Consider the following 22,456-nt stretch of genomic DNA (forward strand, 5'->3'; position numbering starts at 1 on the left):
AATTCGATGCTGGGATTGGCTCCAGGCCGCTGAGCGTCCAGGCAGTGGGCGCGGGTGGCTTCAAAGACATACATGCCCGCCAGGGCCGAATGGACCCGGTGCCGCGCGGCGATGCGCGAGGCGGGCGCCCTCATGGGGGCCCGGGCTGTGGCGGGGTCGTCCGGCCGTGTGGTGCCGGGTGCGACACCCTGGGCCGCGCGCGCGGGGACTACCCTCCATATCGGTATTTCGCCGGAGGACGTGCCGGGTTATATATCGAGGGAACACTCGAGATTGAGCGCGGACTGTTTCCGGGCAGGCCGCGTCTCGGTCCGTACTCACAAGGTTGACGCAGTGAAGACCCACCCTGAAGGTCCCGCTTCTCCCCGCAAGCGGCCCCGGTCCCAGCCTCGAAGCCCGGCGGATCGCGCCAGGAAGTCGCGAGAGCAACTGGAGAGCCGTCTCGCGGAGAGTGTGGGTGAGGCAGCGCGGGGAGCGAGGCTGCGCGCGGGGCTCACGCAGGCGGACGTCGCGGGGCGGGTCGGGATCGCGGCGGAGGTCTACGGGCGCATGGAGCGGGGGAAGATGATGCCCAGCGTGCCGACCCTGTTTCGTTTGTGTCTGGCGCTGCGCTTGTCCGCGGACGTGGGGTTGGGGCTCGCCACGGCGGCCAGTGTGGGCGCCGCGCTCTGGGAGGGGGACTCCCTGCATCGGGACCAGTTGCCGGAGATGCGCAAGGTGCTCCGGTTGCTGCGCCGCATGTCGCGCAGCCAGCTCAATCTGATGAATCAGGTCGCGTCCGCCATCCTTCCGGAGCGGTGAGCCTGGCTGGCGCCGCGCCGCCACTTGGGTGAAGGGGCCCCCGGACGGTGGCGAGGCACCGCCCGAGGTCTGGCTTCCGGTCAGCGGTTGTTCGGGGGGATGGCGCCGCAGGAGCCGCGCCGTCCCGAGCAGGAGCAGGCTGCCGGTGAGTCCGGAGGAGGGGCTCGCGGTCGAGAGCAGCCGGCGCCTCCCCTTCGCCTCGCCTCGACGCCGATGTCGCCCGCCACGTCCCGGGCTCGCACCTGCGGCACTTCGGCGTGGGCAGTGGGGTGGGGTGGGCGTCCGCGGAACGAACAGCCTTTCGCAAGTGCATGACCTGGTCTGACCTCTGGAGCGGGATTGCCGGAGAGGTGGGGGCGTCAGGCGGGCTGGGAAATACAGTTGTGCTGTTTGTGCATGTGATTGGCGGCACGTCCGCCTCATGGGGCATGGGTGCTTGTCACCCCGCCCACTCCCTGGCCTCATGGGGCATGGGGCGGGGTGCCCCGGAAGACGAGGGGCATGAGCAGCGGATGTACGGGGCACATGGCGGGAGTGGCGGCACGCGCGGTGGTGATCGTGCTGGCGTTGCTGTGGCCGGTGCTGGCGGCGCACGCCGAGGATGCGGGGGCGCCGGATGCCGGGGTGGCGCCCGCCGTCTTCTCGGAGTGGGAGCTTCAGCGGACGGACGCGGGCGAGTGGGTGACGTCGGACGCGCCCAGGGCCGACGACGCGGGCACGGCCCAACCCGCGTTCGTCCCGCCCTCGCTGCTGGCGGACTCGCCGGCTCCCTATCCGCCCGAGCTGGTGCCCGAGCGTGTGGCGGGCGTGGTGAAGCTGGAGGTGCTGGTCGACGACGCGGGCGAGGTGGAGGTGGCCACCCTGGTGGAGGGCCTGCATCCACTGCTGGACCGCGCGGCGCTGCACGCGGCGCCATCGCTGCGATTCACCCCCGCCACCTTGGAAGGGCAGCCGGTGGCCGTCCGGCTCTTCTTCGAGTACCGCTTCGAGGCCCCCGTTCCCGTGCTGGCGGAGGGGCCCGCTTCCCTGGCGCCCGTCACCTTGAAGGGCCTGGTGCGCGCCAAGGGCAACCGCCGCCCGCTGGTGGGGGCCACGCTCGTGTCGGAGTCGCAGCCGGACGCGCCGGTCCATACGGACGTGGAGGGCCGCTTCGAGGCGCGCTGGCCTTCCGGCGTCCACGCCGTGCGCATCTCCGCGCCCGGGCACAAGCCCGCCGTCTTCCGGGAGGGCCTGAAGGGCAACGAGGCCCTGGAGGTGGTGTACGGGCTGGAGCCGCTCATCATCAACCCCTACGAGACGGTGGTGCGGGGCGACCGCGAGCGCACGGAGGTGAGCCGCGTCACGCTGCATGACGCGGAGCTGCGCGAGGTGCCTGGCACCATGGGGGACCCTTTCCGGGTCGTCATGCTGCTTCCCGGCGTGGGCAGCATGCTGTCGGGCGTGGCCTACCCGGTGGTGCGAGGCAGCCAGCCGGCGGCCACGGGCTACTTCCTGGATGGCATCCGCGTCCCCATCCTCTTCCACCTGTTCCTGGGGCCGGCCGTCATCCACCCGGACTTCATCGACGCCATCGACTTCTATCCGGGCTCACCGCCGCCCCGGTATGGCCGGCTGATGGGGGGCGCCATCGACGGGCGGCTCAGCCGGCCCCGCGATGACCGCGTCCACGGCAGCGCGTACGCGGACCTCATCAACGCCGGCTTCTTCATCGAGACGCCTTTCAAGGACACCGGCACCAATGTCAGCCTCGCGGGCCGGTATTCCTATACGCCCTGGCTCATCGCCCTGGCGGCCAATCAGTTGCAGGCGCCGCCCCCTCCGGGCCGGGAGAACCCGAAGGTGGTGCTCGACTTCTGGGACTACCAGGGGCGGGTGGAGCAGAAGGTGGGCGACGGGACGCTGCGGTTGTTTGCCTTCGGCTCCTCGGACACCTTCGGCACGCGGGCCCAGGACCCCCAGGGGGACACCGCGCTGCAATCCATTGTCTTCCACCGCGTCGACCTGCGGCACCGGCACCCGGTGGGGCCCGGCGAGCTGGAGGTGGGTGGGACGTGGGGCTTCGACCGCTTCGGCATCGTCAGCCGCTCGCCGCCCAATGACGCCACGGAAATCCACATCGACCAGGGGCACTGGTCCGCGCGCCTGGGCTACACCGCGCCGCTGTCGCCCTCGGTGACGCTGCGCACGGGCGCGGAACTGGAGCACAAGCGCGCCATCGTGGAGCTGCTCCAGCAGGAGAACAGCCCTGTGGGTGAGCTGGAGGTCGCTCCGGTGGCGCTGGGCACCACCGTGGGCGCGTGGGCGGAGCTGGTGTGGCAGCCCAACGAGAAGTGGGCGGTGGTGCCGGGGCTGCGCGTGGACAACTACCACCTGTCGCCCAGCATCGACCGGCGGGCGCTGGAGCCCCGCCTCACCGTGCGCCACAAGGTGACGGAGGCGCTCACGCTCAAGGGCGGCGCCGGCCTCTTCCATCAGCCCCCCACCACGCTCATCAGCCTTCCGGTGGTGGACGTGGGGAGCCTGCTGCTGGGACTCCAGCAGGGCGTGCAGCTCTCCGCGGGCGCGGAGTGGAAGGCGTGGCGGGGATTGGAGGTGGGCGTGGACGTCTACCTCAACCCCATGTTGCGGACGATTGAGCTGACGCCCTTCTCCGACGAGGGCCTGGGGGAAGGCGACGACCCCTCCACGCCGCCCAACGACAGCCCACCGGGCCTCCGCCGCGCGGCGCAGTTGGGAGACGGGGGCGGCATCCCCAATCGCGGCGACATCGACTTTCCGGACTTCCGGAGCAGCGGCCTCGCGTACGGCGTGGAGCTGCTGCTGCGGCACCCGCTGGGCGACAACTGGTTCGGCTGGCTGTCGTATTCGCTCCAGCGCAGCACGCGGCGCACGCGCTTCTACCGCTACGACGCGGAGGGGCATCGCGTGGGGGAGGCGGAGGCGGACCTGCCCTTCGCCTTCGACCAGACGCACATCCTCAACCTGGTGCTCAGCTACAAGTTCGCCAACAACGTCACGCTGGGCGGCGTGGTGCACTTCAACACCGGGCGTCCTGAATACGGCTCCCTGGGGACGCAGACGCACCGCCCGGGCGAGGATGGCGCGGGGCGGCCCTCGTGGGTCAAGGCTGACCGCGATCGCGTGGACCGGTTGCCGCCCTTCCTGCGCTTCGACGTGCGGTTGTCCAAGTCGTGGGTCTACGACACGTTCAGCCTGGAGGCGTACCTGGACATGCTCAACGTCACCCTCCGTCGGGAGACGCTGGGGTTCGAGTACGAGGGCGGCAACGGTTTTCCCCTGCGCAAGGACGCGGTGGGTCTGCCCATCGCGCTGCCCATCCTCGGGGTGAAGGGTCGTTACTGAGCAGCAGGAGTGATGGATAGCGCACGCTTGGCGCCGCGCGTCGCCGTTGCCCTGGGCAGGGCGGCGGGGCTCACGCTGTAATCCCCGGCCACCAATTGTTCCGGGAGGCGGTCCACTCCTGGGGCCCGGTGTCGCCGGGCCGTGTTCCTGACCACCGCACACCAGGTGACTTCTTCATGGCGCAGGACGGAATTCCAACGATGGTGCCGTTGCAGCGGGTGGGAATTCCCTTCGAGCAGTCGGCCACCGCGGTGAGCCGGCTGGCCCTGACGCACCTCCGACTCACCGACGATGCGCCGAACCGGCTGGTGAAGGCGGGTTCGGAGGCGCCGGCCGTGTTGCTGGTGGATGACCATGTGTCGAACCTGGTGTCGCTGGAGGCCATCCTCGAGCCGCTGGGTGTGCGCATGGACAAGGCGTGCTCGGGTGAGCAGGCCCTGCGCTTCCTGCTGCGCGAGGACTACGCCGTCATCCTGCTGGACGTGCGGATGGCGGGGCTGAGTGGCTTCGAGACGGCGGCGCTCATCAAGCAGCGCGAGCGCACGCGCAACGTGCCCATCATCTTCCTCACCGCCTACGGTCGCGACGACGCGGAGCTCGTTACGGGCTATGCCACGGGCGCGGTGGACTTCCTCCAGAAGCCCTTTCCGCCGGAGGTGCTCCGCTCGAAGGTGTCTGTCTTCGTGGAGCTGTTCCGCGCGCAGCAGCAGGTGCGGCGCCAGTCGGAGTTGTTGCGGCAGAAGGAAGCCGAGGCGCGGGACGCCGCGCTCCGCGCCGCGGGCTACATCGACCGTCTGCGGGACTTCGCCGCGCGCCTGTCGGAGGCGAGCACCGTGCCCCAGGTGTGCCGCGCGCTCTTCGAGCAGGGCCTGGTGGCCGCGGGCGCGAAGGCGGGCTCGGTCAACCTGCTGGATGCGACGGGCGAGGCGCTGGAGGTCGTGGATGCCATTGGGTATCCCGAAGGCGTGCTGAACCGGTGGCGGCGCATCCCGCTGTCCATGGTGGCGCCGCTGTCGGACGCGGTGCGGGACCAGAAGGCCATCTGGGTGGCGTCGCCCGAGGAGTGGAACGCGCGTTATCCCCACGTGGACATGAAGGGCACTCCCGAGGCGGCGCTCGCGTTGCCCTTGTTGGTGAAGGGCCGGCCGCTGGGTGTCATCGGGTTGTCCTTCGCGCGCTCACGCACGTTCTCGGAGATGGACCGGGCCTTCTTCACCGCCCTGGCGCACGCGTGCGCGCAGGCGTTGGACCGGGTGCACCTCACGGAGGAGGAGCGCCGGGCCCATGCGCAGGCCCGCGCCGCCGCCGCCCGCTTGCAGATGCTGGCGGAGGCCTCCAACGCCTTCGACGCGACGAACCGCGACCTGACGGTCTTGCTGGACACCATCGCCCGGCAGGTGACGCGGTTCCTGGCGGATGCCTGCACGTTGTGCCTGCTGTCCGATGACGGCACCCGGCTGGAGGTCGCGGCCCGTCACGCGGTGCTGGCGCTCGCGGATGCGCGGCCATTGCTGCCCGGGGAAGCGCTGAGCGACTTCGTGCTCCAGAGCGGCCGACCCCTGCTCATCCCCGAGCTGTCCGTGGAACAGCGGCGGGAGTGGGTGGGGCAGTCCTCCGAGGGTGAGCCGCTGTGCAGCCTCATCTGCGTGCCCTTGCGCACGCAGGGGCGCGTGGTGGGGACGCTGTCGGTGGGGCGCTCGGAGAAGGGGCGGGGCTTCACGCTGGAGGACCAGGAGCTGGTGGAGGAGCTGGCCGCGAAGGCGGCGCTCTCCATCGAGAACGCGCGCCTGTTCGCCGAGCAGCAGCGCTCCCAGGAGGAGCTGCGCCGCCGCGCCGAGTTCGAGCAGCAGTTGGTGGGCATCGTCTCGCACGACCTGCGCAATCCGCTGGCGGCCATCTCCATGTCGGCGGGGCTGCTGGAGAAGAAGGGCGTGCTGACGGATTCGCAGAAGCGCATGGTGTGGCGCATTGGCCAGGCCACCGAGCGCGCGGCGCGGATGATTCGCGACCTGTTGGACTTCACCAAGGCGCGGCTGGGCGGCGGCATCGCCTTGCATCGCCAGCCCACGGACCTGCGAGACGTGGTGAGCCAGGTGGTGGATGAGTTGCAGGTGGCGAACCCCGAGCGGCGGGTGGAGGTCGACATCCAGGGCGAGGTGCGGGGCGAGTGGGATTCCGACCGCATCGCGCAGGTGCTCACGAACCTGCTGGGCAACGCTTTGGCCTACAGCCCCGCTGACGCGCCGGTGCGCGTGGGCACGCGCCTGGAGGGCGAGGCCGCCATGCTCTCCGTCTTCAACGGGGGAGAGCCCATTCCGCGCGAGCTGCTGCCCCGGCTCTTCGAGCCGCTGACGCGGGGCGCGTTGAAGGAAGGCCAGTCCACGCGGAGCATCGGCCTGGGGCTCTACATCGTGCAGGACATCGTGCGAGGCCACGGCGGCGGCGTGGAGGTGGTGTCCTCCCAGCAGCAGGGCACCACGTTCACCGTGCGCCTGCCTCGCGCGGAGCGCTGAACCGGAAGGTCGAGACACGGTTCGTCGTCACCGCGGCGGTCCGTGTGTCTTCTGGTCTTCCCTGACTTCAGGACGTTATGGTCCGTCCCCTCTGAGCGCTTGCTTTGACCAGAGGGGGATATTCACCATGACCGCGTTGTCCGCAGCCGCAGTGCTCTTTCTCTTGAAGGCAGGGGCCGCGCCGGCGCCCGCCACGACCATCGACTTCCTGTACTCCGTCAGTCCTTATCCCGCGCCAGAGGCGAAGTACGTCGCCTGCGACACGCCCGAGGCCCAAGCGGCGGACCACTGTGTCGTGGGTGGAACCTGGGTGGGATTGTGTTCGAAGTCGGCGACGCCTGACGACTTCTCGCGGATGGAAGGACCGCTCGTCTTCACGGACGGAATTCCGCGCATCCAGGGCTGCGACAATTCCCGGTGGATGTGGAAGCCCCCGAGCGCGGCCACGGCCGCGTATGTGGCGCCGAAGGCTGGCAGCCTGAAGATGGCCAACAAGACCCAGTCGGTGACTCTGACCCAGGGAGGCCGCACCTTCGCGGTGACGCTGACGAAGAAGACGTTCCAGCTCCAGGTGAAGGAGGGGGCGGAGACGCGCGTCCTGGATGTGCGGCCCGCGCTGGGGGAGGCGGTGAAGCTGGCCGACTTCCCGCGACTGGACTACGTGGGGGACCTGAATGGTGACGGTGCTCCCGAGGCCGTCGTTTCGATCGACACCCAGGGCTTCACCCGGGCATACGAGCCGAAGTGGGGCGTGACCACCGCCGTGGTGGTGACCCTGGCGGACCCCTTGCGCGTGATTGGCTTCACCTCGAGCTCGCCCACCCGGCTCTACGGCGCGAAGAACTGCGCGGAGCTGGGCTGCGACATCATCCGCTTCCTGGAGAAGCAGGAGTCCTGCAATCACCTCGCGGGTGAGGAGGGTTATGACGAAGCCCGCCAGAAGGAACTCGCGAAGGCGATGAAGGGCTGCGAGGCCCTGGATGCCCGTCGCCAGTCCCTGCTGAAGAAGCATGGCGCCAATGAGGCCGTGAAGAAGGCGCTGCTCGCCGAGCAGGAGCTGGGGGACTAGGCATTCCCTCGCGGTTTGTCAGCCGCACGGTGAGGCGTGGCACCGTGCGGCGCGGCGTGTGAGTCCTCACGGCCATGTCTCACATCAGACATCGAGGCACGCGAAATGCCTCATCGGGTTGATTGAAGAACGGTGTCACGCGGCCCGGGCCGGATTGAAAATCCGATTCGAGCCCCTCCCCGTAGGCCCACGCGAGCGCCACTTTGGCGTCTCCAACTCATGGGGACTCATGCCTTTCTCGAAACGACGCAACGCGACCTTCGCGGCGCTGGCCGCCATGCTCCTCGCTGCCTGCGGCTCGGATGACGAGCCCACTCCCGGCCCTGGGCCCGGGCCGGACCCGGACCCGGATCCAGACCCCACGCAGGTCGTCAGTGAGGTCATCGCATTGACGGCGTCCGGCAGGCTCGTGTCCTTCCAGCGCGACACCCCGGGCACCTTGACGAGCAACGTGGCCGTGACGGGGTTGGCGTCGGGGGAGACCCTGGTGGGCATCGACTACCGCCCCGTGGATGCGCAGCTCTACGGCCTCACGAGCGGCGGCAGGCTCGTCACCGTGGCGCCAGACACCGGCGCCGTCACCGTGAAGTCGACCCTGATGGCGGATGCCTCCGACACCACGGAGCCCTTCACGGCGCTGAGCGGTACGGACTTCGCGGTGGACTTCAACCCCGCCGCGGACCGCCTGCGCGTGGTCAGTGATACAGGGCAGAACCTGCGCATCAATGTCGACACGGGCGGCACCATCACGGATGGCGCCATCAACGGAGGCAACGACGGCGCGCGAGTCACCGGCGCGGCCTATACGAACTCCTTCCCGGAGACCGTCAACACGCGCCTCTTCGTGTTGGACGCGGCGACGGACACCGTCTACCTGCAAGACCCGCCGAACGACGGGACGCTCTCCGCGCCCGCGGCGCTGGGCGTGGATGCCACGGCCGTCAATGGCTACGACATCGATGCGCGCACCAACGTGGGCTACGCCGCGTTGACGGTGGGCGGGACGCCGCGCCTGTATCGCATCGACCCGTCCAACACGATGGCCGCCGCGACCGAGCTCGCGGTCATTGGTGGCGGAGAGCCCATCAAGGGCCTGGCGATGAAGCAGGCCACGGGCATCGAGGTCGTGGGCCTCACCGCCGACCACCAGTTGGTCCGCGCGGCGGTGTCCGCGCCGAACACGCTCCTGTCCTCCGTGCCGGTAACGGGTGTGCCGGAAGGGGAGACGCTGCTCGGCATCGACCTGCGGCCGGCGGACCGGCAGCTCTACGCCCTGTCCTCGGCGGGGAAGCTCTACACGGTGGATGCGAGCACGGGCGTGGCCACCGCGAAGTCGACCCTGGCGGCGGATGCCTCTGACACCACGGAACCCTTCACGGCCCTGGCGGGAGCGCACTTCGTCATCGACTTCAACCCGGTCGCGGACCGCCTGCGCGTGGTGAGCGACACCGGTCAGAACCTCCGCATCAACGTGGACACGGGCGCGACGACCACGGACGGTGTCATCCACCGTGAATCCGGCGACGCGGTCGTCTTCGGCGCGGCCTACACGAACAGTGTCCCGGGCGCCGCGACGACCACGCTGTTCGACCTGGAACGCAATGGCAACCTGTTGACCCGCCAGGACCCGCCGAACGACGGCACGCTGGTGAACGTGGGCGCGCTGGGCGTCACGTTCGTGGGAGCCACGGGCTTCGACATCGCGGGTGGTGACAACGGCTTGCCACTGGTCGCGGGCCGCACGTCGGACAGTGGGCCGTTCGTCCTGTATCAGGTCAACCTGATGACGGGCGCCACGTCGCACTTCCCGCGTGGTGCCACCACGGCGGAGCAGGGCGCCATCGGCGGCGCGTCCGGGCCCGAGCTCCGCGACATCGCCATCGTGTACTGAGCCTCCGGCCGGTCGTGGCGGGCCCCGTGAAAAGGGGCCCGCCCACGCGATGACACCCGGAGACAGTCCCTCCGCGCAGGTGCCTGGCGAAATGAAGACATCCCGGTGCGTGCCAATCCGCGTGACGTGTTGGCAGTGCCGGGGAGTGAGCACGCAACGTCGCGTCGGGACCCTCGTACAAGTTCGCGCTTCCTGGAATTTGTCACCCTGCTTCCGCGAGCGTTCCGCTTCCGGGCGCGAGGTGCCGGGGCTGGGGCGTTCCAGGGGGGGAGACCGATGGGCGTGAGGCTGTCGTCGCGAGGGGACTCCACATCGGAGCGGAGGGTGCAGGTGGGACGCCCCGTGGCGTGCCTTCGATTCGAGCTGCTGCGGAGCGCCTCGGGTGAGCTGCTCGACCTGCGGTGGTTGGCCGCCGACGCGTCTGTCGGCGAAGAGGCGGGGGCGGCCACGCGACTGCCCGCCCGCCTGTCGCAATGGGAGGACGAAGGCGTACGGGGCTTGCATGTGGAGGACTGCGCGCGCGTGCTGGCCACGGGCGAGCCGCTGTCCAGGGTGCTGTGCGTTCCCCTGGGCGACACGGAGGCGCGTTTCCGGGTGGTGGGCATGATGGCGGAGGACACCTTCGTGTTGTGGCTGCGGCCGGAGCCGGAGGAGGACGACGCCCAGGTGCTGCGCGAGGCGCTGAGGGATGAGCGCGAGGCGCGGAGGCGGGTGGAGGGCGCGCTGGAGCACGTGACGGCCCGGCTGGCCCGTGAGGCGCAGGACGGCACCGAGCGGCACCTGGCCATGGCGCGGCTGTCCGAAGAGGCGGAGTTCCGTGAGCGCTTCATCGGCATGCTCGGGCATGACCTGCGCAATCCCCTGAATGCCATCACCCTGTCCGCGCGCGCCCTGTCCCAGCGCTCGCTGCCCGTGGCGCAGCAGCAGCAGTGCGCCCTGCGAATCGAGTCGAGCGCCGCGCGGATGGGGACCATGATTTCCGACATCCTCGACCTCACGCGCGCGCGGCTCGCGGGCGGCATCCCCCTGCACCTGGCGAGCGTCAATCTGGCGACGGTGTGCCGCCTGGTGGTGGAGGAGCTGGCCACCGCGCACCCGGACCGGCGCATCGACTTCGACGTGGTGGGCCGCTCCGAGGGCTTCTGGGACGCGGACCGGCTGGCGCAGGTGCTCAGCAACCTGGTGGGCAACGCGCTGGAGCACGGGGCACCCGCGGCGCCCGTCACACTCCGTTGCAGGGATGTCGACAGTTATCAGGTCCTGGAGGTCCACAATCCTGGCGAGCCCATCGCGTCTCAACACCTGGAAACATTGTTCGACCCCTTTCGACGGGTGGGCTCCGAGCGAGACAAGGGCCACCGTCGCGGCGGCCTCGGACTGGGACTCTTCATCGTGAAGCAAATCGTCCAGGCCCATGGAGGAGCTGTGTGTGTGTGCTCCTCGGAGGCAGAGGGGACGACCTTTACGGTGAAGCTGCCGCGAGACGCGCGTGAGTCGCAGGTGTCATCACCTCCGGGCTCGCGTCGTTTCGTATGAGCGGAATGTTGGTGGGTGGGCGGAACGACCGCTGAGCGTCAGCCGGCGCACGAACTACGTGTTTGCCGCATGACCGACGTGCGCCTCCTGCCCGGGAGGGCACCTGTCACCCGAGCGGAGAAGGACTACCGGTTGTCTTGGCCGCGAGAAACGCGGCTACCCGAAAAAACCGGAGGTCGTCATGTATCGCCACTCCACCCAGCAGAACCGTCCCAGCTCCACCCTGACCCACACCGCCCGCCGTTTCACGCGTCAGTGGGAGCTGTTGCCGGCGTTGCTCCTCGCCGCCGCGGTGGGATGCGGCCCCGCAGGGCAGGTGGACGATGTGGGCGAGCCGCTGAGCGCCCAGTCCTCCGGTCTGGTGTCATCGAACGGCCTGTCCACGAACGGCCTGTCCACGAATGGCCTGTCCACGAATGGCCTGTCCACGAACGGCTTGTCGACAAACGGCTTGTCGACGAATGGCTTGTCGACAAACGGCCTGTCCACGAATGGTTTCAATACGTGGTTCAGCCAGGACCCCGTCAAGTCGGAGGAGGTGATGCGGTACATCGTCCGCTGCGCGCTCCCCGCGGGGCAGACGCTGTCGTACACGTACGCGGGGACCACGCACACGTGGACGGGCTCGTTGGGGCTGGCCACGACGTGGGCGCATCCTCAGCAGGGGCTCAGTGGGCCGACGTTGCTCGAGCAGCAGTTGGTGTCGAGCTGCCTGGCGGCGCACGTGAACAAGTTCGGCGTGCACCTGAACATCTCCGTGCTGGGCAAGGACTCGCTGGGCACGGCCATCCCGACGACGCCCGAGGAAGTGCAGACCTATTCGCAGCCGGAGGCGGTCTTCTTCGGCAACCTCTTCAATGGCGAGGGGCTCTTCGCGGCCAATGACGCGCCTTATCTGACCTACGACCAGAGCACCGTGCGTGCGTGCGGCCTGTCGTCCTGGTCGGGCGACCCGGACTGCGCGACGGTCATCACCCACGTGGGCTCCGCGCGGACCTACTGCCTGCCGGACACCTCGCGGGCGGATTTCTACTCGCGCTGCACCTACAACGGGGTGAACTACAAGCCGCTCACCACCCGCATCCGCGCGGAGGACATCTACCGGTGCGGTGACGGGACGTGCCAGCTCTCCGAGCGCTGCGGCACGGGCAACACGGCGGATAGCTGCGCGGCGGACTGTGGCGCCTGCTAGGGCGTGACAGTCCTCGCGGCACCCCCGTGCCGCGCGTAGGACGCGGTCTTCCTCCTTCCCCTCGGAGGACTCCGTGAGTGACAGCCTGTTCGAGCGCGGCAAGGGCCGCATCCAGGCTGGAAGCGCCGTCCCCGGACGTTGATGGCGTGGGTGGTGTGTCAGCGGACGGCCACCTGGCGGAAGACGACGCCGTCGAAGTCCAGCCGCTGGACCGTGTCGACGAAGCGCTGGGTCGCGAAGATGAGCGTGGGCCAGTCCGCGAGGCGGAAGAGGTCCACGGTGGTGGGGAGTGATTGCGCGTCGAGGATGTAGGGGTCGGGGAGCTCGTAGCTCTCCAGGCCGCAGCGCGGGCACGGTGGTTTCCGGTCGGCGGGAAGGCAGTCTGGGTGGAAGTGCCCGTGGTGTTCGAGTTGCAGCTCGAAAAGTTCGGGCGCCTGGTCGTCCCGATGCCGCACGTTGATGCGGCAGCCTTGGAGCCCGCGGACTCCTTCTGCTTGAAGCCTCTCCAGGACCTCCCGGTACATGCAGAGCGTCCAGGGCATCGGGAGATGGAGCTCGCCAAAGAGCCCCCGTGCGGTGCCGGTCATCGGTCCAAAGCGTGCCCCGGGCTCCAGGAGGGTCCCTTGTGGCAGCCAGGAACGGAGCTGCTCCGTCATCCGCGTCAGCACGTGCTCTGGCTCAGCGCGGGGCTTTCGGTACTGCGCCTGGTGGGGGAAGTCCGTCAGGTCGATGCAGGGATACTCAAGACCGGTGGCGGCCCAGGTATGGCCACAGCCCGAGCAGTTCTCGAGCCCTGGCAGGAGCCATGGGTGAGTGGCTCGCAGCTCTCCCGTGAAGCCCGCTGCCACATCGGATTCCAGCTTGTAGACGTTCATGGGGTCGCGGCGCCGCGGGTCATGGGCTTCGCCGATAGTAAGGGCCAACGGGTCCGGTCAACTCGAAGCGATAGATGAGTGCACCCGCATGGCGGAAGATCTCCTCGCGAGACGCTCTTCGCCCTGGCCCGAGGATGAACTGCCGCCATGCTTCGTTCCAGAGTCCTCCCGACGGGCCACCTCCGTGAATGCGTCGGTGAAGGTGTGTCGGGATGAGCATCGTGTAGTCATGGATGTTGATGTTGCGCACCTTGAACCAGCTCGACAGGTCTTGCGCCTGAGGGAACAGGTGGTGCTTCTGCAGTTGCGGCGCTGGCAGCGCGAGCGGAGGCCGTAGCGGCGGACGTTCCGGGTACCAGCGGAACGTCATCACCGGCTCGGCGCCTGGGCGCAGCCAGGAACTCCTGCGCCACCACCGCCCCGGCCGAGCGGGTCCCATGGGGAATCCTGGCCGCATGGCGAGGGTCGCTCCCGGCGCCGGTGCTTCCACGGAAGGGACCGGAGCATCGTCCGCGCTCACGTCCTCGCAGGGGAAGAGGCCGCACAGGCCCTCTTCGCAGCCGAGCACCACACAGTGGTCCTCGCTGGGCGCCTCGCAGTGAGACGCCTCCGCGGATTCCCATGCCTGCATCACGGGTTGCTGCGAGGCGCAGGCCGCTCCCAGCCACGCCATGAGCAGCACACGCCACCGTGGGGCGAACTTCAGCATGAAGCCTCCGGGCAGATGCTGCGACGAGGCGCAGCCGCCAAAAAGAGAGGCCCACCCTGCGCCTGACTGCGCGGGGTGGGCCGGGCTTCAACGGCGGTGCGTCAGCGCAGGCTCGCCGTCACGGACTGCGCCGCGCACGCCGACGCCATGCCGGGCATGACGCTCTGGCGGGGCTCGACCGATGAGAGCTCGTCCTCGTCCTCGGACGGGTCCTGGGCGTCAGGCGAGCACGTGCCGCCCACTTCGTAGTCGTTGAACCACTTCTCACAGGTGATGACTCGGAATCCCCACGGGATGGCACAGACGAGTGAGCAGGACGGCGTGTCGACACATTGCACGTCGCAGTCCGGGGGAAGGGCCATCGCGGACAGCGGGGCGAGGATGAGCGCGGCGGCACTGGCTGCGAGGGTTCTCGAAAGCAGGTTCATGAAGCCTCCACGACGACAGGGGCCGGACCCCAGGTCGGGCCCGGTCGGACCATTATCGAGTCAGGCCTGACAAACGGCAAAAGCAGCCGTGGCGGCTTTTTCCAAGGCGCCAAGGAGAAAGCGCAGCCCCGACCAGATGACGCAAAGGGTCGAGAGGGATTGTGAATCCCTGCCATCGCCCACTATTGACACTCTGCCAATAGGCACCCATCATCACCCGCATCGAAGCAATGGGGCACCCGCCATGAGCTATCAACACATCCGGTCCTCGGTGGCGGACCGGGTCGCCACCGTCGAGCTTCACCGCCCTGAAGCGCGCAATGGATTCACGGTGACCATGGCGGACGAGCTCGACGCCGCGCTCGCCGTGGCCGACGCCGACGAGGAGGTGCGTGCGGTCATCCTCACGGGGGCGGGCAAGGACTTCTGTGTGGGGGCGGACCTGAGCGGCAGCTCGCTGGAGGTGACGAATACGGAGCCTCCCGAGGGCGCGTGGGTGGAGCCCGCCACCCGGGTGACGCGGCGCATGTTCGCCATGCAGAAGCCCGTCATCGCGGCCGTGCGGGGCGCGGCGGTGGGCGTGGGCTCGACGATGCTGCTGCCCGCGGACTTCCGCCTCGCGGCGAAGGACAGCCGCTTCGGCTTCGTCTTCAGCAAGCGAGGCATCTATCCGGAGGCGGGCTCGACGTGGTTTTTGCCGCGCATCGTCGGCCTGGGCCGCGCGCTCGACTGGATGGTGAGCGGCCGGCTGATTCCCGCCGAGGAGGCGCTGGGCGCGGGGCTGGTCCGCTCCCTTCACGACGCCGACGTCGTGCTCGACGCGGCGCGCGCGCTCGCCCGTGAACTCGTGGAGACGACCGCGCCGGTGTCCGTGGCCGTCATCCGTCAGGCGCTCTATCAGATGAGCGCGTTGCCTTCGCCGGAGCCCGCCTTCCTGCTCGACAGCCAGCTCATCGCGAGCCTGAGCCTGAGCGCGGATGCGCTAGAAGGCGTCATGGCATTCCTGCAGAAGAGGCCTCCTCGTTTCACCCGGACGTTGGCGCACGACCTGCCCGCATTCCTGCCGTGGCGGGAGGTGACGCGATGAGCTCGGCGGATGCACCGCGCTGGACGCGGCTGGAGCCCGACGCGCGCCGGGAGCAGATTCTGGCGTGTGCGACGCGGCTGTTCGGTGAGCGGCCCTACGCGGACGTCTCCACCACGGACATCGCCCGCGAAGCCGGTGTCGCCCGAGGGCTGCTCAACCACTACTTCGGCCAGAAGCGCGACCTCTACCTGAAGGTCGTGAAGAGGATGCTGCTCATGCCCGGACTGGAAGAGAAGGTGAGTGCGACCGGAACCCTGCGGCAGCGGGTGGAGCGCAGCGTCGAGTGGTACCTCGACACGGTGGCCGCCCACGGCAAGACGTACGTGGCCGTCACGGGGGCGGGCAGCATCGCGGACCCGGAGGTGGAGCGCATCATCGCGGAGGCGGACGACGTGGCCGCCGCGAAGACGCTCCAGTTCCTGGGCCTGAAGGTCGAGGTCGGCAGTGACGCGCGTCACCGGGCGATGATGCGCTCCTACGCGGGCCTGGTGAAGTCCACCATCCGTGAATGGATTCGCGGCGGCACGCTCTCTCGCGAGGACGCGCACCTGCTGCTGAGCGAGTCGCTCATCACCATCGTCCGTGATGTCTTCCCCCACCTGCATCAGCAGCCCGGTCCGGAGCGCCCCGCGCCGAAGGCCGCATCCAAGCGGGGCAAGGACGCGAAATGACGACCTCCGGGCCCCTGGCGGGACGCACGCTGCTGATGTCGGGAGGCAGCCGCGGCATCGGGTTGGCGATTGGCATTGCCGCGGGGCGGCTGGGCGGCAACGTCGTGCTGCTGGCGAAGACAGACACGCCGGACCCCCGGCTCCCCGGGACGGTGCACACGGCGGCGCAGGCCATCCAGGACGCGGGAGGCCAGGCGCTCGCGGTGGTGGGCGACGTGAGGGAGGAGGCGGACGTGCAACGTGCCGTGGATGGCGCGGTGGCGCGGTTTGGCGGCATCGACTTCTGCGTGAACAACGCGAGCGCGCTGGCTCCGCTGAAGACCGAGGAGCTGCCGCTCAAGCGCTTCGAGCTGATGCAACAGATTCAGCTCCGGGGGACGTTCCTGCTGACCCGCGCGGCGCTTCCCCACCTGCGCCGCTCGCCGCACGCGCACATCCTGTCGCTGTCCCCGCCTGTGAACCTGGCGCCGCATTGGCTCGGCCAGCATCCCGCGTACACGATGGCGAAGTATGGGATGACGCTGCTCACGCTCGGCTGGGCCGCGGAGTTCGCGGAGGCGGGCATCGCGGCGAACGCGCTCTGGCCCCGGACGCTCATCGCCACGGCGGCGGTGAAGAACCTGCTGGGTGGCGATGCGTCCATGCAGCGGGCCCGCGCGCCGGAAATCATGGCGGACGCCGCGGTGGCCATCCTCCAGCGCCCGCCGCGCGACTGCACCGGCCAGACATTCATCGACGAAGACGTCCTGCGCGACGAAGGCATCACCGACTTCAGTGGATACGGAGGCGGGCCGGACGTGCTGCTCGACCTCTACGTCGACCCCTGAGTCGTCGGGCGCTCTCCGCGCCGTTTGACATTGCAGTCCAGCGCAACAGTGAACCGGAGGGGACGCCCATGCACCCGTCGTTCGCAGACCTGGAAGCGCAGTGCCAATCCCTGGCGAATCAGCTCACGCTGCCGCTCTTGCTGGAGCGCAATGCCAGGGAATACACGGATGCCCCCGCGCTGACCGCGGGCGAGACGACGCTCACGTGGACCCAGCTCCGCGAGCGGACGGCCGCGCTCTCACGCGGGCTGGGCGCGCTCGGGCTGAAGCGCGGCGAGCGGATGATGATCATGATGTCCAGCCGTCCGGAGCACTGGCTCATCGACTATGCGGCCGTGCACCTGGGAGCCATCTCCTGTACCGCCTACCAGACGCTGAGCATCGAGCAGATTGGCTATGTCGCGAAGCAGAGCCAGGCGCGCATCGTCGTGCTGGAGGGCGCCGTCGAGGTCGGCCGCTGGCAGCCAGTGCTCGAGTCCCTGAACGCGCTCACGCACATCATCGTCGTGGATGCGGCGGCCATTCCCGCGGGTGATGCGCGCTTCGTGTCCTTCGCGGAGGTGGAGGCGAAGGGCCGTGCGCTGCACCAGGCCGACCCGTCTGTCTTCGAGTCGGGCTGGAAGCACATCCGGCCCGAGGACCCCATCGCGATGATGTACACCTCCGGGACGACCGGAGACCCGAAGGGCGTGGTGCTGAGCCACCGCAACGCCTTCTACGAGGCCATCGCGGTGGACGCGGTGGTGCCCGTGCCGATGCGGACCACCTCCATCGCCTACCTGCCGCTGGCCCACATCGCGGAGCGAGAGCTGGGGCTCTACCGGTTCCTCTACAAGGCCCTGCACGTCTACATCTGTTCGGACCCCGCGGGGGTGATTCCGTTGATGGCGAAGGCGCGTCCACCGGCCTTCTTCGGTGTCCCCCGTGTCTGGGAGAAGCTGGCCGCGGGGTTGAAGGCGAAGCTGGACGCGATGCCGTCCGCCCAGCGCGAGCCCTTGCTCACCGCGCACGCGACGCTGGTGGAGGTCTTCCGGATGGAGGGCTCGGGGCGGGAGGTGCCGTCCCAGCTCGCGCTGAAGGCGGCCGAGGCGGAGGAGAAGGTCCTCAAGCCCTTGCGCGCCGCCATGGGCATGGACGCGCTCAAGTGGGCGAGCAGCGGCTCCGCGCCCATTCCCGTGGAGGTGCTGGAGTTCCTCGGCGGCTTCGGGCTCAAGGTGCTGGAGGTCTGGGGCATGAGCGAGACCACCGGCTGCGCCACCATCAACACGCCCTCGGACTTCCGCGTGGGCTCCGTGGGGCGGCCCCTTCCCGGGTTGCAGTTGCGGCTGGCGCCCGATGACGAGATTTTCGTTCGGGGCCCCATTCTGTTCATGGGCTACCTGGCGGCGGATGGGCAGATTGTCAGCGCGGTGGATGGGGATGGCTGGCTGGCGACCGGCGACATCGGCTCGGTGGACGCGGAGGGATACCTCACCATCACCGACCGCAAGAAAGAGCTGCTCATCACCTCCAGCGGGAAGAACATCGCGCCGTCGAAAATCGAGGGCATGTTGCGCGCGCATCCGCTCGTCGGGCAGGCGATTGCGATTGGCGACAACCGCCCCTACGTGACGGCGCTCATCAGCCTGGACCCGGACGCCGCGCCGGTCTGGGCCAAGGCCCGCGGACTGGAGGCCCGGACGCTGGAGGCGCTCTCGCGGGACGCCTCGGTTCGCGCCGAGCTGGAGGCATTGATGACCACCGTCAATGTCCGGCTGTCGCGCGCGGAGCAGGTGAAACACTTTCACGTGGTGGCCGAGAACTGGACCCCCGTGACAGGCGAGCTGACGCCCAGCCTGAAGCTCAAGCGCCGCGTGATTCTGGCGCAGTACGCCGAGCGCATCGCCGCGTTCTACGAGAACGCCTGACGTCTCACCCGCTGCAACGCCTCCCCAGAGCCCCCATGCATGTGAGAACTCCGGAGCAAGCGTCGTTCGCCGGCGCCATCGATGACTTCTGCCGTGCGCAGACCGGGACACGCGCGCAGCGTGACGCCCTGACCCAGCACGGCGCTGAATTCCACAACCGCGTGCTCTACGGCCAGATGGCGGAGCTGGGCTGGCTCGGCGTGGGCATCTCCCCGGAGCAGGGCGGCTCCGGAGGCGGCTTGTCGGAGGTCTGTCTCTTCACGGAGCGGACGAACTACGGCCTGGCGCCCGTGGGGGGCTATGTCACCACCGCGGTGGCCGCCGGGCCCTACGCGAAGTTCGGCACCCCCGCGCAGCGCGAGAAGGTGCTGGGCGGCATCGTCCGGGGACGGGTGGAGGCCATCGCCATCTCGGAGCCCGGCGCGGGCTCGGACGTCGCGGCCATCTCCTGCCGCGCCCGGAGAATCTCGGACGGGTTCATCATCAATGGTCAGAAGACGTGGTGCTCCAACGCGCACCTGGCGGACCACCTGCTGCTGATTGCCCGCACGCAGACGGGCACTCGTCACGAGGGGCTCACCATGTTCTGCGTCCCCACGAACACGCCGGGCGTGGAGATACGCGGCATCCCCACGCTCAACGGCAAGGACGTCAACGACGTCTACTTCACTGACTGCTTCCTTCCAGAGAGCGCGGTGGTGGGGAAGGTGGACCAGGCGTGGCCGCAGGTCATGGCCGGGCTCAACAGCGAGCGGCTCATCCTGGCGGCGGCGATGCTCGGCCGGGGGCGGCGCGCCTTCGACGACGCCTTGGCCTACGTGAAGGAGCGCAAGCAGTTCGGGAAGTCCGTGGGCTCCTTCCAGGCGCTCAAGCACCGCATCGCGGACCTCGCGACGGAGCTGGACTGCTGCGAGCTGCTCCTCTACCGCGTGGCGGCGATGGCGGACGAGGCACCCGAGCGGATGCTGCCCCGCGAGGCGTCGATGGCGAAGCTGAAGGCGACGGAGACGGCCAAGCGCGTGGCGCTCGAAGGCGTGCAGATGATGGGCGGCTACGGCTACGCCACCGAATACGACATGGAGTCGCACCTGCGCGCCACGGTGATCTCCACCGTCTACGGCGGCACCAGCGAAATCCAGCGCGACATCATCGGCAAGACGTTCGGACTCTAGGAGACAACCATGAAGGCGGCTTCTCGATGGGGCTCGGAAGAGCTCGAGCAGGTGCGCGCGCTCGCGGCCAGCTACTTCACCAAGGAGGTCCTCCCCAACGTGCCCAAGCACGTGGCCCAGGGGTATCCGGACAAGGCGCTGTACCGGCGGGCCGGAGAGCTGGGGCTGCTCTGCATGTCCATCCCCGAGGCCTACGGCGGCGGTGGCGGCACCTTCGCGCACGAGGCGGTGCTCATCGAGGAGCAGATTCGCGCGGGTGACCCGTCCATGGGCTTCGCCGTGCACTGCACCATCGTCGCGCACTACCTGCTGGCCTACGCGTCGGAGGCCCAGAAGGAGAAGTGGCTGCCCCGGCTCGCGAGCGGTGAGTGGGTGGGCGCCATCGCGATGACGGAGCCGGGGACGGGCTCCGACCTCCAGGCCATCTCCACCCGCGCGGTGCGTGATGGGGACTTCTACCGGGTGAGCGGCTCGAAGACGTTCATCTCCAACGGCCACGTGTGTGACTTCATCATCATCGCCGCGCGCACCAGCGATGCGAAGGGCCACGCGGGCATCTCGCTGCTGTGTGCCGAGGTCTCCGACACGACGCCCGGCTTCGAGCGGGGACGCATCCTGGAGAAGCTCGGTGGCAAGGGCCAGGACACGACGGAGCTCTTCTTCGACGACTTGAAGGTCCCCGCCAGCAACGTCCTGGGCGGGGAAGAGGGCCGGGGCTTCGTGCAGTTGATGCAGCAGCTCCCCCAGGAGCGGCTGAGCACGGCGCTCATCGCGATGGCCAGCCTGGAGCGGGCCATGGACGTGACGGTTGAGTACACGAAGCAGCGCCAGGTGTTCGGAAAGCCTCTCTTCGCGCTCCAGAACACGCGCTTCGAACTGGCGGAGGTGGCCACGCTGCGCCGGGTCTGCCGCACCTTCATCGACGACTGCATCGTGTCGCACCTGGAAGGTGGGTTGGATGTGACAACGGCGGCCATGGCCAAGTACTGGGTGACGGACCAGGCGTGCATTGTCGCGGACCGTTGCTTGCAGTTGTTCGGAGGGTACGGCTACATGAAGGAGTACCCCATCGCCCACCTGTTCGCGGACACTCGCGTGCTGCGAATCCTTGCCGGTGCGAACGAGGTCATGAAAGAGCTCGTCGCCCGTTCCCTGTAGACCCACATCCCCGTTCTCAAGGAGGCTCCACGTGAGCCAGGAAGCATTCATCTTCGACGCCGTTCGGACCCCTCGCGGCAAGGGCCGGAAGGGCTCGTTGCATGGCATCAAGCCCATCTCCCTGCTGGTGGGGCTGGTGGACGCGCTCAAGAAGCGCCACCCGAACCTGGACCCGAAGCGCATCGACGACATCGTGCTCGGCGTCGTCTCGCCCGTGGGCGACCAGGGCGCGGACATCGCGCGCACGCTGGTGCTGGCGGCGGGGCTGCCGGAGACGGTGGGCGGCGTGCAGCTCAACCGCTTCTGCGCCTCCGGCCTGACGGCGGTGAACATGGCCGCGCAGCAGGTGCGCTCGGGCTGGGAGCACCTTGTCATCGCGGGCGGCGTGGAGAGCATGTCGCGCGTGCCCATGGGCTCGGACGGTGGCGCGTGGGCCATGGACCCCGTCACCAACTTCGACACGTACTTCGTGCCGCAGGGCATCTCCGCGGACCTCATCGCCACCATCGAGGGCTTCACCCGCGAGGACGTGGACCGCTACGCGGAGCGCTCGCAGGTGCTCGCGGGCAAGGCGTGGGCGGGCGGGTACTTCAAGAACTCCATCGTCCCCGTGGTGGACCAGAACGGGCTCACCGTGCTGGAGCATGACGAGCTGATGCGCCCGGACTCCACCGTGGCGTCGCTGGGCAAGCTCAACCCGGCCTTCGCCGTGATGGGTGAGGCGGGCGGCTTCGACGCGGTGGCGCTGCAGAAGTATCACCACGTGGAGCGCATCGAGCACGTGCACACGCCGGGCAACTCGTCGGGCATCGTGGACGGCGCGGCGCTGGTGCTCATCGGTTCGGAGCAGGTGGGTAAGTCGCTGGGCCTCACGCCGCGCGCGCGCATCGCCGCGGTGGCCACGTCCGGCGCGGACCCGACCATCATGCTCACCGGTCCGACGCCGGCCACGCAGAAGCTGCTTCAAATCGCGGGCCTGTCGGTGAAGGACATCGACCTGTTCGAGCTGAACGAGGCCTTCGCCTCGGTGGTGCTCAAGTACCAGAAGGACCTCGGCATTCCGGACGAGAAGCTCAATGTGAACGGCGGCGCCATCGCCATGGGGCACCCGCTGGGCGCCACGGGCGCGATGATTCTGGGGACCATGGTGGACGAGCTGGAGCGCCGCAAGGCGCGCCGCGCGGTCATCACCCTGTGCGTGGGCGGTGGCATGGGCGTGGCCACCCTCATCGAGCGCGTCTGAGCTTCCTTCCCAAA

At 68.9% G+C, this 22,456-nt stretch carries 17 protein-coding genes; 14 read left to right on the top strand and 3 right to left on the bottom strand.

Annotated elements, in window-relative coordinates; translation table 11 throughout:
* The first annotated feature begins 453 nt into the window (after positions 1-453).
* From A176_RS36600 to A176_RS36630, 7 genes are all read left to right on the top strand, one after another.
* The gene (locus A176_RS36600) at positions 454-801 is read left to right on the top strand and encodes a helix-turn-helix transcriptional regulator (RefSeq protein WP_229908370.1); all 348 of its coding nucleotides are present in this window, start codon (positions 454-456) and stop codon (positions 799-801) included.
* Positions 802-1,302: 501 nt separating this feature from the next.
* Positions 1,303-4,164 (top strand): TonB-dependent receptor domain-containing protein, encoded by a 2,862-nt coding sequence (locus A176_RS36605; RefSeq protein WP_002633744.1) that lies wholly within the window; start codon positions 1,303-1,305, stop codon positions 4,162-4,164.
* A 176-nt stretch (positions 4,165-4,340) separates the two neighbouring features.
* Positions 4,341-6,677: a hybrid sensor histidine kinase/response regulator gene (locus A176_RS36610; protein ID WP_044889912.1), complete on the top strand. Its 2,337-nt coding sequence runs from the start codon at positions 4,341-4,343 to the stop codon at positions 6,675-6,677.
* 127 nt (positions 6,678-6,804) lie between these two features.
* Positions 6,805-7,746 (top strand): hypothetical protein, encoded by a 942-nt coding sequence (locus A176_RS36615; protein WP_002633742.1) that lies wholly within the window; start codon positions 6,805-6,807, stop codon positions 7,744-7,746.
* Between the two features lie 229 nt (positions 7,747-7,975).
* Complete coding sequence (locus A176_RS36620; protein WP_002633740.1) at positions 7,976-9,637, top strand: DUF4394 domain-containing protein; 1,662 nt, start codon at positions 7,976-7,978, stop codon at positions 9,635-9,637.
* Positions 9,638-9,979: 342 nt separating this feature from the next.
* A complete protein-coding gene (locus A176_RS36625; protein WP_021781196.1) occupies positions 9,980-11,173 on the top strand; it encodes a sensor histidine kinase in 1,194 nt (397 codons plus the stop codon).
* A gap of 181 nt (positions 11,174-11,354) precedes the next feature.
* Positions 11,355-12,365 (top strand): hypothetical protein, encoded by a 1,011-nt coding sequence (locus A176_RS36630; protein WP_002633738.1) that lies wholly within the window; start codon positions 11,355-11,357, stop codon positions 12,363-12,365.
* A gap of 158 nt (positions 12,366-12,523) precedes the next feature.
* Here the strand turns inward: A176_RS36630 and sitI6 are convergent, their stop codons facing one another.
* The 3 genes from sitI6 to A176_RS36645 form a co-directional block, all read right to left on the bottom strand.
* Complete coding sequence (gene sitI6 / locus A176_RS36635) at positions 12,524-13,240, bottom strand: SitI6 family double-CXXCG motif immunity protein (RefSeq protein WP_002633736.1); 717 nt, start codon at positions 13,238-13,240, stop codon at positions 12,524-12,526.
* A gap of 19 nt (positions 13,241-13,259) precedes the next feature.
* Positions 13,260-13,949 (bottom strand): SitA6 family polymorphic toxin lipoprotein, encoded by a 690-nt coding sequence (sitA6, locus tag A176_RS36640; protein WP_021781195.1) that lies wholly within the window; start codon positions 13,947-13,949, stop codon positions 13,260-13,262.
* A 101-nt stretch (positions 13,950-14,050) separates the two neighbouring features.
* Positions 14,051-14,377 carry a hypothetical protein gene (locus tag A176_RS36645; protein WP_002633734.1) on the bottom strand — a complete coding sequence of 109 codons (327 nt, stop codon included), beginning with the start codon at positions 14,375-14,377 and terminating at the stop codon, positions 14,051-14,053.
* Positions 14,378-14,621: 244 nt separating this feature from the next.
* On the opposite strand from A176_RS36645, the gene A176_RS36650 reads away from it, so the two are divergent.
* The 7 genes from A176_RS36650 to A176_RS36680 all read left to right on the top strand — a co-directional run bounded on the left by A176_RS36650 (position 14,622) and on the right by A176_RS36680 (position 22,442).
* On the top strand, positions 14,622-15,464 hold the full coding sequence (locus tag A176_RS36650; protein WP_002633733.1) for an enoyl-CoA hydratase-related protein: 843 nt from the start codon (positions 14,622-14,624) through the stop codon (positions 15,462-15,464).
* Positions 15,461-16,135 (top strand): TetR/AcrR family transcriptional regulator, encoded by a 675-nt coding sequence (locus A176_RS36655; RefSeq protein WP_002633732.1) that lies wholly within the window; start codon positions 15,461-15,463, stop codon positions 16,133-16,135. The genes A176_RS36650 and A176_RS36655 overlap by 4 nt, the downstream gene beginning before the upstream one ends.
* Positions 16,132-16,962 (top strand): SDR family oxidoreductase, encoded by an 831-nt coding sequence (locus A176_RS36660; RefSeq protein ID WP_002633731.1) that lies wholly within the window; start codon positions 16,132-16,134, stop codon positions 16,960-16,962. Before A176_RS36655 ends, A176_RS36660 begins: the two co-directional genes overlap by 4 nt.
* Before the next feature lie 68 nt (positions 16,963-17,030).
* A complete protein-coding gene (locus A176_RS36665; RefSeq protein WP_002633730.1) occupies positions 17,031-18,869 on the top strand; it encodes an AMP-dependent synthetase/ligase in 1,839 nt (612 codons plus the stop codon).
* 35 nt (positions 18,870-18,904) lie between these two features.
* Entirely contained in the window at positions 18,905-20,041 is a 1,137-nt protein-coding gene (locus A176_RS36670) for an acyl-CoA dehydrogenase family protein (RefSeq protein ID WP_044889910.1), read from the top strand.
* Positions 20,042-20,050: 9 nt separating this feature from the next.
* On the top strand, positions 20,051-21,199 hold the full coding sequence (locus tag A176_RS36675) for an acyl-CoA dehydrogenase family protein (RefSeq protein ID WP_002633727.1): 1,149 nt from the start codon (positions 20,051-20,053) through the stop codon (positions 21,197-21,199).
* Positions 21,200-21,230: 31 nt separating this feature from the next.
* Positions 21,231-22,442, top strand: coding sequence for an acetyl-CoA C-acetyltransferase (locus A176_RS36680; protein WP_002633726.1), 1,212 nt, complete (start codon positions 21,231-21,233; stop codon positions 22,440-22,442).
* Positions 22,443-22,456: the final 14 nt, after the last annotated feature.

It is taken from the genome of Myxococcus hansupus, assembly GCF_000280925.3.
GTDB classification, from domain to species: domain Bacteria; phylum Myxococcota; class Myxococcia; order Myxococcales; family Myxococcaceae; genus Myxococcus; species Myxococcus hansupus.

Bases quoted from the DNA above. Each gene is read 5' to 3' on its own strand.
- sitI6 (WP_002633736.1), bottom strand. From the start codon at position 13,240: ATGAACGTCTACAAGCTGGAATCCGATGTGGCAGCGGGCTTCACGGGA.
- A176_RS36650 (WP_002633733.1), top strand. From the start codon at position 14,622: ATGAGCTATCAACACATCCGGTCCTCGGTGGCGGACCGGGTCGCCACC.
- A176_RS36645 (WP_002633734.1), bottom strand. From the start codon at position 14,377: ATGAACCTGCTTTCGAGAACCCTCGCAGCCAGTGCCGCCGCGCTCATC.
- A176_RS36655 (WP_002633732.1), top strand. From the start codon at position 15,461: ATGAGCTCGGCGGATGCACCGCGCTGGACGCGGCTGGAGCCCGACGCG.
- A176_RS36660 (WP_002633731.1), top strand. From the start codon at position 16,132: ATGACGACCTCCGGGCCCCTGGCGGGACGCACGCTGCTGATGTCGGGA.
- A176_RS36605 (WP_002633744.1), top strand. From the start codon at position 1,303: ATGAGCAGCGGATGTACGGGGCACATGGCGGGAGTGGCGGCACGCGCG.
- A176_RS36615 (WP_002633742.1), top strand. From the start codon at position 6,805: ATGACCGCGTTGTCCGCAGCCGCAGTGCTCTTTCTCTTGAAGGCAGGG.
- sitA6 (WP_021781195.1), bottom strand. From the start codon at position 13,949: ATGCTGAAGTTCGCCCCACGGTGGCGTGTGCTGCTCATGGCGTGGCTG.
- A176_RS36630 (WP_002633738.1), top strand. From the start codon at position 11,355: ATGTATCGCCACTCCACCCAGCAGAACCGTCCCAGCTCCACCCTGACC.
- A176_RS36670 (WP_044889910.1), top strand. From the start codon at position 18,905: ATGCATGTGAGAACTCCGGAGCAAGCGTCGTTCGCCGGCGCCATCGAT.
- A176_RS36610 (WP_044889912.1), top strand. From the start codon at position 4,341: ATGGCGCAGGACGGAATTCCAACGATGGTGCCGTTGCAGCGGGTGGGA.
- A176_RS36620 (WP_002633740.1), top strand. From the start codon at position 7,976: ATGCCTTTCTCGAAACGACGCAACGCGACCTTCGCGGCGCTGGCCGCC.
- A176_RS36665 (WP_002633730.1), top strand. From the start codon at position 17,031: ATGCACCCGTCGTTCGCAGACCTGGAAGCGCAGTGCCAATCCCTGGCG.
- A176_RS36675 (WP_002633727.1), top strand. From the start codon at position 20,051: ATGAAGGCGGCTTCTCGATGGGGCTCGGAAGAGCTCGAGCAGGTGCGC.